Consider the following 13,301-nt stretch of genomic DNA (forward strand, 5'->3'; position numbering starts at 1 on the left):
CTCTCTTCGGCGGTAGCGGATTCGTCGGGGGCGGCGGCGGTCGGCAGGGCTCAGCCCACCAGGAGCCGCTCGAGGCCGGCCCGCAGCTGCCGGGCGTCGTCCTCGGTGAACCACGCCCGGTTGCAGGTGAGGTGGAACTCGATGCGGTCGCCCCAGCTGCCGGCCTTGAGGTGGACGCCGTCGACGGCCCGCTCGCGCGGCGGGGCGTAGGTGCCGTAGCGCAGCGCCAGATCACCCACCGCCGTCCGCACGGTCTGCCGCGGGTGGCCCACGTAGGCGAGCCGCACCAGGCGCTCCGGCCCGCCCACCAGCCGGCCGAGGTCGGCGGCCCCGCTCGCCTCGGCACTCGCGCGGGTCACCCGGCGGTGCTCCAGCACGGCGAACCACTCCTCGGTGAGCGCCCGGACCAGCTCGGGGGCCGAGCCGGCGCGGCGGACGACCAGCGGCAGGCTCACGGTGAACATGCCGAGGACGCGTAGTTCCCGCAGCCCGCGGGTGTCCACCGGCTGCCAGAGGGCCAGGGAGTCGGCCTCGGTACGGTCGAACACGGCGCGCACCAGGGCGTGCTGGATCCAGACCAGCTCGGTGGCGCGGTGCGAGCCTGCCGCGGACCGCATCGAGCGCAGCCGCTCCCCGTCGAGGGCGAAGTCCAGCTCGACGGTACCGGCCTCGGCCGCCCCTGCGGGGGTGTCGCCGAACAGCCCCTGCCCGCCGGGCAGGTGGGCGAACCGGTGCCGCCAGAACTCGGCCGTGGCGAGGTCGTCGGCGGGCCCGTGGTCCGGCGCCTCGGCCGTGGCCAGGAACTGCGGGCCGGGTTCGGCGGCGGGGCCGCCGTCACCGAGGCGCCGCCGGTAGGCCTGCCACAGCTCACGGTCGAAGACGGCGCGCACGCTGCCGTCCACCGCGAGCTGCGAGAAGGTCGCGACGAAGGCGTGCACCTGCGGGGAGTACTGCAGCAGCCGGAGCCGGAACGGGTACTCCGTCCGCGGATCCCAGGGCGCTGACGCGTCCTTGCCCGCCAGGCCGACGGCGTAGCGGGTGAAACGCTCCTCGGTGCCGGCCTTGACCCGCCGGCAGCCGACCAGCCCGGCGAGCGGCGGGGTGTCGCGCACCCACTGGTGCGGGCCGTCGTCGCCGCACCAGCACACCGCCAGGCGCAGGGCGTCGTGCCCTTGGACCACCTCGCCGACGCTCGCCACGAACGCCGCCACGTCGAGGGGGCCCTCGATCCGGTAGGAGACCTCGATGGTCGAGGGGGCGCTCAGGTCATCACGCAGGGCCTGGAACATCGCGAGCTGCGCGAGGGTGAGCGGCGCTGTCCGGTGGCCCTGGTGATTCACTGTCGTTCTCCACATCACTGCGGCTCTCGGCCGGCGTCCGGAGCGGGCCGCCGGCCGAGAACCGGTTCTCACTTAGGACACGCAGTGGCCGCTGCCGCCGACGATGTCGTCGAGCGCGTCGTCGGACAGGAACTCGATGTCCACCGACTCGGTGTTGAAGTACTCCATGGTTCACCTCCTCGGCGAGTGCTGGTGCCTACATTTCCATCCACGCCCGGGCTCACCGGTTCCAGGGGAATTGCCGGGCGGGGATGAGCCTTTATCGGGGCGACCGCTCGCGCAGGAGCGTCGCCAGCCGGGCGACGGTGAAATCGTCGCCGATATCGAAATAGCCGAGCCGGGCGCCGTACGCACGGTCCAGGAATGCGATCAGTTCGACGATTGCGAGCGAGTCTCCGCCGCACTCCCAGAAACTGTCGGTGACACCCAGGCCGCGCATGTCGAGGAGCTCCTCCCAGAACTCCACGAGCTCCCGCTCCAGCTGCCCGGCGGGCGGGACGTGGACGTACTCCGCCGTCCTGCCGTCCGCCTCGGGCAGCTCCTCGCACCAGCCCTCGGCCGGCCAGGAGAGCCCCGGGACGAACCGCACCCGCCGCACGTCCAGGCCGTAGCAGCGGCGGAACGCCGCCCGGACCGCCACCCCGGAGGCGCCGGAAGGCCCGCCGCCCGTGGTCAGGCCGACGGTGAGCTCCGGCTCCGCCCGCCACGCGGCACCCAGGACGTCGGGGCAGAGCTCGCGGAAGTGCGAGACGTCGAGCTGTCGGTTCATGAGGCTTCCCTGGCTGAGTCGAAAACCGCCTTGATGGCCACGGCGTCGGGCTTGCCGATCTCCGAGCGGGGGATCTCGCCGACCTGGAGGCAGACCTGGGGGAACTCCCGCGAGCCCAGCTGCGCGGCGCAGAAGCTCCGGACTTCGGCAAGGTCGAGGCCGGCCGTGGCGTCGCGCGGCACGAGCAGGACGCCCGCCTCGCCTTCCGCGTCGCCGAGCAGGATGCACTCGGCGTCCTGGATGCCCGGGTGGGCCCGCAGGACCAGGGACAGGCGCCCCAGCCAGGCGACCCCGGTGGCGGTGACGGCCCGGTTGGCCGCGCGGTCGAAGACGTAGAGGTACCCGTCCTCGTCGAGCCACCCCAAGTCCCCCAGGCTGACGAAGCCGTCGGGCGTGCTCGGCAGCCAGTGGGCCACCTGGCGGGCCCGTGCGGCGCCGCCCAGCCGGCGCAGGTAGATCCGGCCGACGCCGCCCTCCCCCTGCTCCGGCCCGTCGTCGATCCGGATCTCCGTCAGGAGACCGCGGCCGACCGATCCGGGCCGGGCGAGCCACTCGGTGCCGCTGATCACGGTGACCCCGACGCCCTCGGTGCCCCCGTACATCTCGAAGAGCCGGTCGCCGCCGAGCAGGGCCACCCAGGCGTGCTTCAGCGGTGCGGGGCACGGGAGGGCGGTGTGCAGCAGGCCTCGCAGGCTGCTGAGGCTGCCGGGGCTGCGCTCGGCGAGCGGCAGCAGGCTCCGGAGGTAGTTCGGGGTCAGCATGAGCCACTCGATGCGGTGCTCCTCGATCGCGCCGAGCAGCTCCTGGGAGTCCAACCGGTGGGCCAGATACAGCTGGTTCCGGTCGAGCACGCCCTGCACCAGGGCCGCCACGGTGCCGATGTGGTGGACCGGCAGGGTGAGCAGCTGGCGCTGCCCGGCGCGCCAGCCGCAGGCGCGGAAGACCAGGTCGGGCACCGTCCTCGCGTCGTACTCGCCGAGGTTGTGGAACGGCACGAGCTTGGGCACCCCGGTCGATCCGCTGGTGGCCAGCAGGTAGCGCGGCCGGGAGCCGTCGCTCCGCGCCGACCAGCGGGCCAGCCGGACGGCCACCTCGGTGTCCGAGCCGGGCTCCCGCACCCCGGGCACCGATGCCGGGCGGGAGCGGGGGTCGATCCCCGCCCGGCCGAGCGCCTCGGCCAAGGTCTCGCCCTCGAGCCCCGGCGTGTGCGGGAAGATCGTCACCCCCGCGCACAGGGCGGCGAGGATGATCTTCGCCGAGGCGGCGGAGACGGTCGCCGGAAGGCAGATCACACCGGCTCCGTCGCCCGCCCAGGCCCGGAAGACCTCCGCGAGTTCCGACACCGCGCGGACGAGATCCCGGTACGAGATCTCCCGGAATTCACCGCCTGCGGTCAGCTCGACCACGGCGGGCCGGTCCGGTGTTCCGGCCGCCAGCTCGGCCAGCCTGGCCGATATCGGCTTTACGTTCTCCCTGCGAAGCATGGCACCCCCGCCCCAGCCATTCGAACTCTCCATCAAGATATTCCCACGGATTTCCACCGGCATTCAACGTCCGAAAGGGCAGAGAATTCGACCTCTTTCGGGCAGCGGCGGCAATCCGCGAAAGCCCGGCAATCAGTGCGCGGGCGCCGCGTCCAGCAGTGCGGGATCCGGAAATCCCGGGACGGGTACGAAGTCGGAGGCGGTCAGCGGCGGTTCGGCCTCGAAGAGCTCGCGCTCGACCACCCGCACCGTGTCGGGCACGGGCTCCCACCACTCCTGGCTCATGAAGGGGGTCTCGAAGAAGTCCGCGCTGCCCCGCATGCCGTAGGCGAAGGCGCTGACCAGCGGTGCCTTCGTCGACTGGAACCGGGTGTCGGCCGAGAGCCGCAGGCGGTCGCTGTTGTTGGGCAGTGCCGCGTGCGGGGTCAGCGCGTGGAACACCAGCACGTCGCCGACCTCGTAGTCCGTGGTGCGCCAGCCGCTGCCGGAGTCGACCAGGCGGCGGTCGGTCAGCAGCCCGTTGGCGTGCCCGCCGGCCCGTACGGCCAGCCCGCCCATGCTGCGGTCGATCGGGATCAGCGGTACCCAGGCGGTGAACATGTCCACCACGCCGAACACCCGGTAGTCCTGGTGCTCGTACATGCCGTTGTGCACGGGCACCAGCGACTGCGGGTACACGGTGCGCAGCACGCTGGCGCGGGCCGGGTACGGGTTCTCGGCGGTGCGCTGTGCCCAGGAGGGCAGCGGGAACGCGTCATCACCGATGAGCGTCCTCATGAGCCGCCGCAGCCCCGCGTCGTAGCTCAGCCCCTGGAAGGCGTCGAGGGCCACCGTCCCCTCGTACCCCGGGTCGCCGTGCGGCGACCTGCCCTCCTCGCCCTTGCGGGGCGGCAGGGCGAGCTGCCGGGTGCCGGGCTCGAACCAGCCGTGCTCGGTGAGCACGGCGAGCGCCTGGCCGGCGAGTGCCCCGACGACCTCGCGGTCCAGCAGGCCGCGGAAGAACAGGTAGCCGTCCTCGCGGAGCCTGCCGCGCAGCGCCGCACGGTCGGAGGCGATCGGTGACGAATCCTCAAAATCCTGCATGCGGACCTCCATCGGTCGCGTTCAGCTGACGGCCGGTTCGCCGGAGAGGTAGGCGACCGCGTCCTCGTACTCTTCCTGCGTGCTGATGTTGAACAGCGCGTCCGTCGGGCTCACGAAGAGGCCCAGCTCCCCCGCGTCGATCAGCGGTCGGACGATGCCCAGGTAGTCGATGCTCAGCTCCGGGTCGAAGCGCGGGAGCGCCGCCCGGTCCAGGATCAGCGCGCCCGCGAGCACCAGCCCCCGCTCCTCGGGGGTGCGGCGGTAGGCGTCCGGGCAGACGGCGATGTCCGTCACCCGCCGGGAGGTCTCGTCCACGGAGACCGCCCAGTGCCGGTACAGCCGGTCCGCGTAGGTGGTGACCACGGTGGCCGGCAGGCCCGAGGCGGCGTGGTGCGCCAGGGCGCGGTCGAGCCTGAGCCCGGGCTTGATCTCGTCCGCGTGGCAGAAGAGCACCGTCTCCGAGCCGGACGCGCGCATCGCGCACTCGACCGCGTTGAGGTACCCGGGCCGGTCCTGGTACGAGAGCCTGGTCTCGTACGGCAGGGCCGCGCTCTCCCGCCAGGCCCGGAACTGGTCGGCGTGGTGGTCGACCGCGAGGATCACCTGGCGGACGAAACCGGGCGAGAGCAGGTCGAAGGCGTAGCTGATGAGCTCCCGGCCGCCGACCCGCACCAGGGGTTTGGGCACCACGTCGTGGGTGAGCGGCCGCAGTCTGGTGCCCAGCCCGCCGCACATGATGACGCAGTCGTAGGTGGCGCCGCCGGCCCTCATCGAAGCCGGAATCCGGCGTCCATGACGATGGTCTCCCCGGTGGTGGCACCGGCCTTGGCGGAGGCGAGGAAGAGGCAGGCCTCGGCCACCTCCCGCGGCTGCACCAGCCGCCCCAGGGGCACGGCCGTCACCACGGCCTCGTACTCCGGGGAGTGGCCCATACCGGTCTCCACGAAGCCGGGCGCCACGGCGTTGACCAGGACGTGCGGGGCGAGGGCCTTGGCCAGCACCCCGGTGAAGTTGAGGACGGCCGCCTTGGAGGCCGCGTACGGCATGTTGCCGGCCGTGCCGAAGTTGTCGAGCCCGCTGACCGAGGCGATGTTGACGATCCGGCCGCGGCCGCGCTCCAGCATGATCCTGGCGGCCTGCTGGGCGCACAGGGCCACGCCCACGAAGTTGGTCTCGAAGGTGGTGAGGATGTCCTGCTTGGTGAGCTCCAGGAACGGCTTGGGCTCCAGGATCCCGGCGTTGTTCACCAGCACGTCCACGGTGCCGTACGCCGCCAGGGCCTCCTTGAACAGGCGCTCCACGTCCTCGGGCTCCGCGACGTCGGCCCGCACCGCGATCGCCTCGCCGCCGCTCGCGACGATGCCGCGCACCACCTGCTCGGCGCCGTCCTGGTCGCAGCGGTAGTTCACCACGACCCGGGCGCCCTCGGCGGCGAACAGCTCGGCCACGGCCCGGCCGATCCCCCGGGAGGATCCGGTGACGACGGCGACTTCTCCGTGGAATGCCATGGCTAGGACCCCCCGGCGGCGACCGTGCGCCGCGTGTTCTCGAGCGTGGTGTGCGCAGGCAGCCCGGAGACGAACTCCGCCAGGCCGGCGGCGATGTGGTCGGGCCGCGCGGTCTCCAGGTGCGGGCGCAGCCCCATTCCGCTCAGCACCGCCACACAGGCGACACCGGCGTCCTGCGCGGCCTGGACGTCATTGGGGGCGTCGCAGACGAAAACGGTTTCGTCGGCCGTGACGGAAAGCCGCTCCATGATATGGAGAAGCCCCTTTCCGGACGGCTTTTTCGCCGCGACGTCGTCCTCCGAGGCGACGTGGTCGAACAGGTCGGCGAAAGGCAGGTCACGGTCGACGGTGACCCGGTTCCCATTGGTGAGCAGCGCCACCAGGTAGCCCTTTTCCCCGAGCTCCCGGACGGCGGCCTCGGCACCCGGGTAGATGCTCACCAGCAGGCCGGCCCCGGCGGAGTTGAAGAACTCCTTGTAGCCCAGCCTGGCCCGCTCGGCCAGCTCGGCCTCCCGCTCGCCCAGGGCGGCCGTGATGCCGTCCAGGACGGCCTCCGCGTCCGGCGCCGCCAGGATTTCCGGGAGGCGGTCGTGCTCGCCCGCCAACTGGAGGGCGAGCAGCACCTTGAGGCATTCGAGGCCGATGTCGTACTTGCCGATTCCCCGCAGGTGCCAGGTGTCCACCGTCCGGAAGTCGAACGGCAGCCCGATCTTCGCGAATCCCGCCCGATAACCCTCGTGCAGCCCGGCCGACGAATCCCGGAGTACACCGCCGAAATCGAGGACAACGAGCTTGCGGCCCTTCAGTAGCTTGGGCATCTCGCCTCTTTCCGATTTCCCTTCGATTTTTCGACCCTCTCACGGGCTTTCGAGAGCGGTCAAGCGTCCGGCCGGGCAGAGCACTGCACTTAAGGGCAGTGTGCGACCCAGTAGGGAATGATCGAATTTTCGCCGCCCATTTCTCGGGGCGGTGCCCTTCCGGTGGGAAGTCCTGCCCGGGCGGGCAGCCGTCTAGAGGTAGCCCTCACGCAGCGCGTAGGCCACCGCGTGGGCGCGGTTGCGCAGCTGGAAGCGGCTCGTGACGGTGTGCAGGATGTTCTTGATGGTCCGCTCCGAGTACAGCAGCTTGACCGCGATCTCCCCGGTGTCCAGGCCCTCGGCCACCAGCCGCAGCACCTCGACCTCGCGCGGCACCATGCCGTACGCGACGGGCGCGCTCTCCTGCGGGCCCTCACCGCCCTGGCGGCGGCCCATGCAGCCGATCAACTTGCCCAGCAGATCCGGGGGAAGCTCGCCGTGGCCCCGCTCGGCGGTCAGGACGGCGTGGCGCAGCCGGTCCTTGGTCACCTCGCGGCGCCACAGGATCGTGGTCACACCCCGCGAGACGACGTTGAGCAGCTCGGACTCCTGGATCCGGTCGAGGACCAGCACGACGCGCGTCCGCTCCGTCCGCACCAGTCGGGACAGGCTCGTCAGGACCGTCGCGTCGAAGGTGTCGGCGATCAGGAGGGCGACGCCGGCCCGGGCCTGCTGACCGTCCTCCACCAGCGAGATCTCCGGACACTGCCTCAGGTAACTCACCACCCCGGCCCGGGAGAGCGGGTCCAGCGCGTGGACGGTCACCGGGATCGGGCGGGTGGTGCGGATCTCGTCGGCGTACTGCAGCACGGCGTGGGATTCCTTTCGCTACGCTCCTTGGCGTACCAAGTTCCGTCGTGGCCGGTGCCCAGCCGTGGCACCGGTGCCCACCGGACACAAACTAGCCGCTGCTGATCAACAAAAGATTGACGGATTCGCAGTCGCCGGGGAGGACCGACAGCAGGCGATGGTGACCGACGTCAGCGGGCCCGGAGCGACAGGCGGAGGCGGCCTGCGCCTGGGCCTGCTCGGCCCGGTGCAGGCCTGGCGCGGGGAGGGCGAACTCGCCCTCGGCCCGCCCCAGCAGCGGGCGCTGCTCACCGCGTTGGCACTGCGGGCGCGCCGGATCGTCTCCGTCGACGAGCTGCTCGACGCCCTCTGGGAGGACCCGCCGGCCCGCGCCGCCACGGTGGTGCGCACCTACGTCTCGCGCCTGCGGCGGGTGCTGGAGCCGGACCGGGCGCACCCGGCCGTCCTGGTCTCCTCCGGCAGCGGGTACGTGCTGCGGCTGCCGGCCGAGGCCCTGGACGCCGAGGTGTTCGAGGAGCGGGTCACGGCGGCCGGCCGGGCCCGCGCCGCGGGAGACCCGGCCGCCGCGGCCGGGCTGCTGCGGGAGGCCTGCGAGCTGTGGCGCGGCGAGCCGCTGGCCGGGCTGCCGGGGCCGTTCGCCCAGGTGCACCGGGCCCGGCTCGGCGAGCGGCGGCTGACCGCCGTGCAGGCCTGGCTGGAGACGGAGCTGGCCTGCGGGCGGCACGCCGCCGTCATCGGCGAGCTGACCCTGTGGGTCAACCAGCATCCGCTGCTCGAGCCGATGCGGGAGCTGCTGATGCTGGCGCTGTACCGCAGCGGGCGGCAGGCCGAGGCCCTGGGCGTGTTCGCCGACGCCCGCCGCGCGCTCATGGAACAGCTGGGCATCGACCCGGGGCCGCGGCTGCGCGAGCTCCACCAGGGCATCCTGCTGGGCGATCCGCAGCTGGCCGCGCCCCCCGCCACGGCCGAGGACGCACCGGCGGGCACCGCTCCGATCCCACCCGCGCAGCTGCCGGCCGACATCGCCGACCACACCGGCCGGGAGGAGCTGGTCCGGGCGCTGTGCGCCGAGCTGACCTCCGCCGACGGCCCGGCGATGCCGCTGGTCGGCGTGTCGGGCATGGGCGGGGTGGGCAAGTCGACCCTCGCCGTGCATGTCGCCCACGCCGTCTGCGACCGGTTCCCGGACGGCCAGCTGTACGTCAACCTGCGGGGGGCCGGCGCCTTTCCCGCCGATCCGGGCGAGGTGCTGGCGGCCTTCCTCGGCGCGCTGGGCGTGGCCGACGCGGCGCTGCCCCAGGAACTCCCGGCGCGGGCCGCGCTGTTCCGGTCCCGGCTGGCGGGCCGGCGGGTGCTGATCCTGCTGGACGACGCCCGCGACACCGTCCAGATCGGACCGCTGCTGCCCGGCAGCCGCTCCTGCGCGGTGCTGGTGACCAGCCGGGCCTGGCTGGCGGGCCTGCCGATGGCGCGTCAGGTGGGCCTGGAGCCGCTGGACGCGGCGGAGTCGGTGCGGCTGCTCGCCGCGATCGCCGGGCCGGCCCGGGTGGCCGCCGAGCCGGCGGCGGCGCAGCGGCTCGCCCAGGCCTGCGGGTACCTGCCGCTGGCGGTGCGGACGGTGGCCTCCCGGCTGGCCGCCCGCCCGGGCTGGCAGCTCTCCCACATGGTGGACCGGCTGGCCTCCGAACGCCGGCGCCTGGCCGAGCTGGAGACCGGCGAGCTGGCCGTCGCGGCCTCCTTCCGGCTCAGCTACGACCAGCTCGACCGGGACGCGGCCCGCGCGTTCCGGCTGCTCTCGCTGCCGGACGGCCCCGGCGTCTCCTCGGCGGCCGCCGCGGTGCTGCTGGCGCTGCCGGAGCGGGAGGCGGAGCGGCTGGCCGAGTCGCTGACCGACCTGGGGCTGCTCTCCTGCCCGTACCCCGGCCGCTACCGGTACCACGACCTGCTGCGGCTGTTCGCCCGTGAGCTGGTCCGGGAGGAGGACGGCGCCGCGGCCGAGCGGGCCGCCGTCGAGCGGCTGCTGCGGCACTACCTGGAGACCGTGGCCGGGCTGTACCGGGTGGTCCGGCCCGGCTACCCCTTCGCCGACCTGGTGGCCCCGGAGGCGGCCGGGGCGCCTTTCGCCGGGCCGGCCGAGGGGGTGGCCTGGGCCCGGCAGGAGATCGCCGCCGTCCTGGCCGTCGCCGAGCAGGTCACCCGCGACCCCGACGGGCCGCTGCCGGTGGTCGCGGACCTGACGCTGCTGCTGATCCAGCTGGTCGACCTGGGCATGGCCGTGCCGGAGCTGTGCGGCCTGGCCGAGCGGATCGCCGAGGCCGCCCGGGCGGCCGGGCTGCCGCAGAGCGAGGCGCGGGCCCGCTACACGCTGCTGTGGGCCCAGCGGGAGCTGCAGCGCCCCCGGCAGGCCCGCGCCGAGGCGGTGAAGGTGATCGCGCTCGGGCGGCGGACAGGGCAGCCGGCCCTGCTGCCGCCCGCGCTCGTCGCCCTCGCGCTGACCAGCATCGGTCACTGCGCGGACGAGGACGTGGCGGCCTGGTGCGACGAGGCGGTGGCGCGGACCGCCGAGCTCGGCAACCGCTCCTCGCAGGCCTTCGTCGAGGGCATGGCGGCCTTCGCCGACGTCGCGGTGGGCCGCCCGGAGTCGGCCCGGCTCCGGGCCGAGCGCAGTCTGGCGGCCTTCAAGGACCTCGGGGACTTCGTCGGCCAGGTCCACATGCGCTACGCCCGGGCCACCGCGCTGCACGGGCTCGGCCGGTTCGAGTCGGCCTGCGAGGACTACCGGGAGTGCGTCGCCGCCCTGCGCGCGCTCGGGTCCTGGGACCGGATTCCGGGCGTGCTGGTCGGCCTGGCCGAGTCCTGCCGCGCCGCCGGGCGCCCGGCGGCGGCCCTGGCGGCGGCCGAGGAGGCCCTGGCGATCGCCCGGCAGGCCGGTCTCGAGCACCGGGTGGCCAACGCCCTGGCCGCCCTCGGCCACGCACTCTGCGACCTCGGCCAGCACGACCGCGGCCAGGCCTGCCTGGCCGAGGCCCGCACCGAGTTCGAGCGGCTGGCCGCCCGCTCCGCCTAGGAGTTTGCTGAAGATCTTGAAATCGCGCCCAGCTTGCACCAGATTGCCCCGATCGACATTTACCGGCGAACTCGGGCAAGGCGGGCGGCCGGAGAAAGATCTTCAGCAAACTCCTAGGGCCGGTCCGGCCAGGTCAGGTCGGCTGTGGCGTCGGCGGCCGGCGCCGCGGGGCGGGCGTCGTCGGGTGACGCGCGGGCGGCGCCTAGAAAGGGGCACGTCCCGGCCGAAGACTGGGGGGAGAGTCCATGCGGGGCATCGCCGACCGACGAGAAGCCCGCGAAGGGCCCCTCCTGCCCGGTGCCGCAGCGGCGGGCGCCGGGGCCTCTGCGGCGCTTCGGCGCCATCGGGCGCCAGGGCCTGTCCGGCCGGACAGGCCCTGAGGCCGAACGGCTCAGCCGCCCGGCGGGTACACCGCGTCGAGCAGGTCGTGGACGAAGCGGTCGGGGTCGTCGAGCCCGGCCGCGGCACGGGCCCGGGGGCCGCCGGTGAGCAGCTGGGGGATGGCGGCGTGCAGTGCGAGGGTGACGGCGGCGGCCCGCTGCGGGGTGACGGGGAGTCCGGCCGCGCGCTGGGCCTGCTCGAAGCCGGCGAAGTCGGCGGCCGCGATCGGGTCCAGGACGGCGGTGAGCCGGTCGCGGCGGGCGGACTCGGCCTGCAGCTCCAGGTAGGCGAGCATCCGGGCCCGGCCGGGGCCGGCCACGTTCCGCAGCAGCCCGCCGAGCAGGGCCGCCAGGCCGGCCCGGTCCACCGGCTCGGGCCCCCGGGCCGCCAGCTCCGCGGCCACCTGCCGGTACTGCGCCGCGCACCGCTCGGCGGCGGCCTCGAGCAGGGCGTCCCTGGTCGGGAAGTAGTTCTTCGCCGTCCCGAGCGGCACCCCGGCCGCCGCGTCGACGGCCCGGTGCGTCAGGCCCCGACCGCCCGCACCGGCCAGCACCTCGATCGCGGCATCGCCCAACAGCTCCCGACGGCTCACGCTCACCGCCAACACCCCTCCCACCTCGGTCTGTTGCCCACCGTACCCCAGCCGTGGTACCACAGATGTGGTGGTCCGGTTCTCGGCAGGTACGACGCCAGGGGGGCGCAATGACGGGTACAGCCGTGGTGGTGGGGGCAGGAGTCGGCGGGCTGGCGACGGCCATCGGGCTGCGCCGGGCGGGCTGGCAGGTGACGGTCCTGGAGCGCCGCGCCGAACTCGAGCGGTACGGCACGGCGTTCGCCCTGCACCCCACCGCACAGGACGCCCTCGACCGGCTCGGCGTCGGCGAGGCGGTACGCCGCCGCGCGGTGCCGTACCGCTCCGCACAGGTCCGCACCCCGGACGGCCGGGTGCTCGCACAGCTCCCGCTGGAGCGGCTCGAACGCAAGGCGGGCCGCCCCGAACTCCTCATCTCGCGGCCCTACTTGATCGACACGCTGGTGGCCGGACTGGACGCCCTGGGCGAGGTCACCGTCAGGCTCGGGGCGAACGCCGCCGATCCGGCCGCACTCGCCGCCGGCCACGACCTGCTGGTCGGCGCCGACGGCCTGCGAAGTGCCGTACGGAGCAAGTGCTTCGGCACCCGCAGCGGCCCGCGCAAGGTCGGCTCGGTGGCCTGGATCGGCATCGCGGACTTCGAGAGCGACCGCCACGGCGAGACGTGGGGCCGGGGCCGCTTCTTCGGCCTGACCCCGGTCGAGCCGGGCCGCACCAACTGGTACGCCGCCGTCCCCGAAGGCACCACCGCCGACGACCTGCCCGGGCTCTTCGCCGGCTGGCACGACCCGATCCCGCGGATCCTCGCCGAGAGCGACCCCGCCTCCTGGCTCCGCTACGAGATGCGGCACCTCCACCCTGCCCTGCCGGGCTTCGTCCACGACGGCCGGGTCGCCCTGGTCGGCGACGCCGCGCACGCCATGACCCCCAACCTCGGCCAGGGCGCCTGCACCGCCCTCCTCGACGCCGAGGCCCTCACCCGGGCCGTCGGCCGCCACGGCCCCGCCGGCCTCCCGGCCGCCCTGCGCGCCTACGACCGCGAGCGCCGCCGCAGCGCCCAGCGCACCGCCTTCGCCTCCCGCGCCCTGCACCGCTTCGTCTCCACCGGGCACCCCCGGCTCCGCGACACGGTGGCCCGCCTCCTCCCCGGCTGAACCGCCCGCTTCACGCCCGGCCCTTGGGTCTGTCTGACAATTCCCGTCGAGGTGCGTGCCCCGGCGGCGGACGCCCGGCGGGAGTTGTCAGACAGACCCGAGCCGCTGCAGGTAGGCGGTGAGCAGCTCGGCGAGCTCGGGCCCGGGCTCGTACGCGAGCGGGGCGAGGTCGGGCGGGAGGACGAAGCCCGCGGGCAACTGCCGGCAGGCGGTGGCGATCCGGTGGTGGCAGGCCGCGGCGAGGGCTCGCGGCCGG

Annotated in this window: 11 protein-coding genes; 2 read left to right on the forward strand and 9 right to left on the reverse strand. The window is 74.0% G+C overall.

Going from position 1 to position 13,301, the window contains the following annotated elements; translation table 11 throughout:
- Positions 1-50 precede the first annotated feature (50 nt).
- The 8 genes from ABT095_RS03015 to ABT095_RS03050 all read right to left on the reverse strand — a co-directional run bounded on the left by ABT095_RS03015 (position 51) and on the right by ABT095_RS03050 (position 7,851).
- A complete protein-coding gene (locus tag ABT095_RS03015) occupies positions 51-1,340 on the reverse strand; it encodes a condensation domain-containing protein (protein ID WP_350527479.1) in 1,290 nt (429 codons plus the stop codon).
- Between the two features lie 259 nt (positions 1,341-1,599).
- Entirely contained in the window at positions 1,600-2,109 is a 510-nt protein-coding gene (locus tag ABT095_RS03020; protein ID WP_350527480.1) for an acyl carrier protein, read from the reverse strand.
- A complete protein-coding gene (locus tag ABT095_RS03025) occupies positions 2,106-3,593 on the reverse strand; it encodes a class I adenylate-forming enzyme family protein (RefSeq protein ID WP_350527481.1) in 1,488 nt (495 codons plus the stop codon). Before ABT095_RS03025 ends, ABT095_RS03020 begins: the two co-directional genes overlap by 4 nt.
- A 132-nt stretch (positions 3,594-3,725) precedes the next feature.
- Entirely contained in the window at positions 3,726-4,676 is a 951-nt protein-coding gene (locus ABT095_RS03030) for a phytanoyl-CoA dioxygenase family protein (protein WP_350527482.1), read from the reverse strand.
- Positions 4,677-4,697: 21 nt separating this feature from the next.
- Complete coding sequence (locus ABT095_RS03035; protein ID WP_350527483.1) at positions 4,698-5,447, reverse strand: nucleotidyltransferase family protein; 750 nt, start codon at positions 5,445-5,447, stop codon at positions 4,698-4,700.
- Positions 5,444-6,184 carry an SDR family NAD(P)-dependent oxidoreductase gene (locus ABT095_RS03040; protein WP_350527484.1) on the reverse strand — a complete coding sequence of 247 codons (741 nt, stop codon included), beginning with the start codon at positions 6,182-6,184 and terminating at the stop codon, positions 5,444-5,446. Before ABT095_RS03040 ends, ABT095_RS03035 begins: the two co-directional genes overlap by 4 nt.
- A gap of 2 nt (positions 6,185-6,186) precedes the next feature.
- Positions 6,187-7,002 (reverse strand): HAD family hydrolase, encoded by an 816-nt coding sequence (locus ABT095_RS03045; protein WP_350527485.1) that lies wholly within the window; start codon positions 7,000-7,002, stop codon positions 6,187-6,189.
- 192 nt (positions 7,003-7,194) lie between these two features.
- Positions 7,195-7,851 carry a helix-turn-helix transcriptional regulator gene (locus ABT095_RS03050; protein ID WP_350527486.1) on the reverse strand — a complete coding sequence of 219 codons (657 nt, stop codon included), beginning with the start codon at positions 7,849-7,851 and terminating at the stop codon, positions 7,195-7,197.
- A 157-nt stretch (positions 7,852-8,008) separates the two neighbouring features.
- Here ABT095_RS03050 and ABT095_RS03055 point away from each other — a divergent pair, with 157 nt between their 5' ends.
- Positions 8,009-10,918 (forward strand): AfsR/SARP family transcriptional regulator, encoded by a 2,910-nt coding sequence (locus ABT095_RS03055; RefSeq protein ID WP_350527487.1) that lies wholly within the window; start codon positions 8,009-8,011, stop codon positions 10,916-10,918.
- Between the two features lie 391 nt (positions 10,919-11,309).
- Here ABT095_RS03055 and ABT095_RS03060 read toward each other — a convergent pair whose 3' ends face one another.
- The gene (locus ABT095_RS03060; protein WP_350527488.1) at positions 11,310-11,897 is read right to left on the reverse strand and encodes a TetR/AcrR family transcriptional regulator; all 588 of its coding nucleotides are present in this window, start codon (positions 11,895-11,897) and stop codon (positions 11,310-11,312) included.
- Positions 11,898-12,001: 104 nt separating this feature from the next.
- On the opposite strand from ABT095_RS03060, the gene ABT095_RS03065 reads away from it, so the two are divergent.
- A complete protein-coding gene (locus ABT095_RS03065) occupies positions 12,002-13,045 on the forward strand; it encodes an FAD-dependent oxidoreductase (protein WP_350527489.1) in 1,044 nt (347 codons plus the stop codon).
- Positions 13,046-13,301 lie beyond the last annotated feature (256 nt).

This window comes from Kitasatospora sp. NPDC002227 (genome assembly GCF_040296285.1).
Classification (GTDB): Bacteria; Actinomycetota; Actinomycetes; order Streptomycetales; family Streptomycetaceae; genus Kitasatospora.

Bases quoted from the DNA above. Each gene is read 5' to 3' on its own strand.
- ABT095_RS03020 (WP_350527480.1), bottom strand. From the start codon at position 2,109: ATGAACCGACAGCTCGACGTCTCGCACTTCCGCGAGCTCTGCCCCGAC.
- ABT095_RS03035 (WP_350527483.1), bottom strand. From the start codon at position 5,447: ATGAGGGCCGGCGGCGCCACCTACGACTGCGTCATCATGTGCGGCGGG.
- ABT095_RS03030 (WP_350527482.1), bottom strand. From the start codon at position 4,676: ATGCAGGATTTTGAGGATTCGTCACCGATCGCCTCCGACCGTGCGGCG.
- ABT095_RS03025 (WP_350527481.1), bottom strand. From the start codon at position 3,593: ATGCTTCGCAGGGAGAACGTAAAGCCGATATCGGCCAGGCTGGCCGAG.
- ABT095_RS03055 (WP_350527487.1), top strand. From the start codon at position 8,009: ATGGTGACCGACGTCAGCGGGCCCGGAGCGACAGGCGGAGGCGGCCTG.
- ABT095_RS03065 (WP_350527489.1), top strand. From the start codon at position 12,002: ATGACGGGTACAGCCGTGGTGGTGGGGGCAGGAGTCGGCGGGCTGGCG.
- ABT095_RS03045 (WP_350527485.1), bottom strand. From the start codon at position 7,002: ATGCCCAAGCTACTGAAGGGCCGCAAGCTCGTTGTCCTCGATTTCGGC.
- ABT095_RS03040 (WP_350527484.1), bottom strand. From the start codon at position 6,184: ATGGCATTCCACGGAGAAGTCGCCGTCGTCACCGGATCCTCCCGGGGG.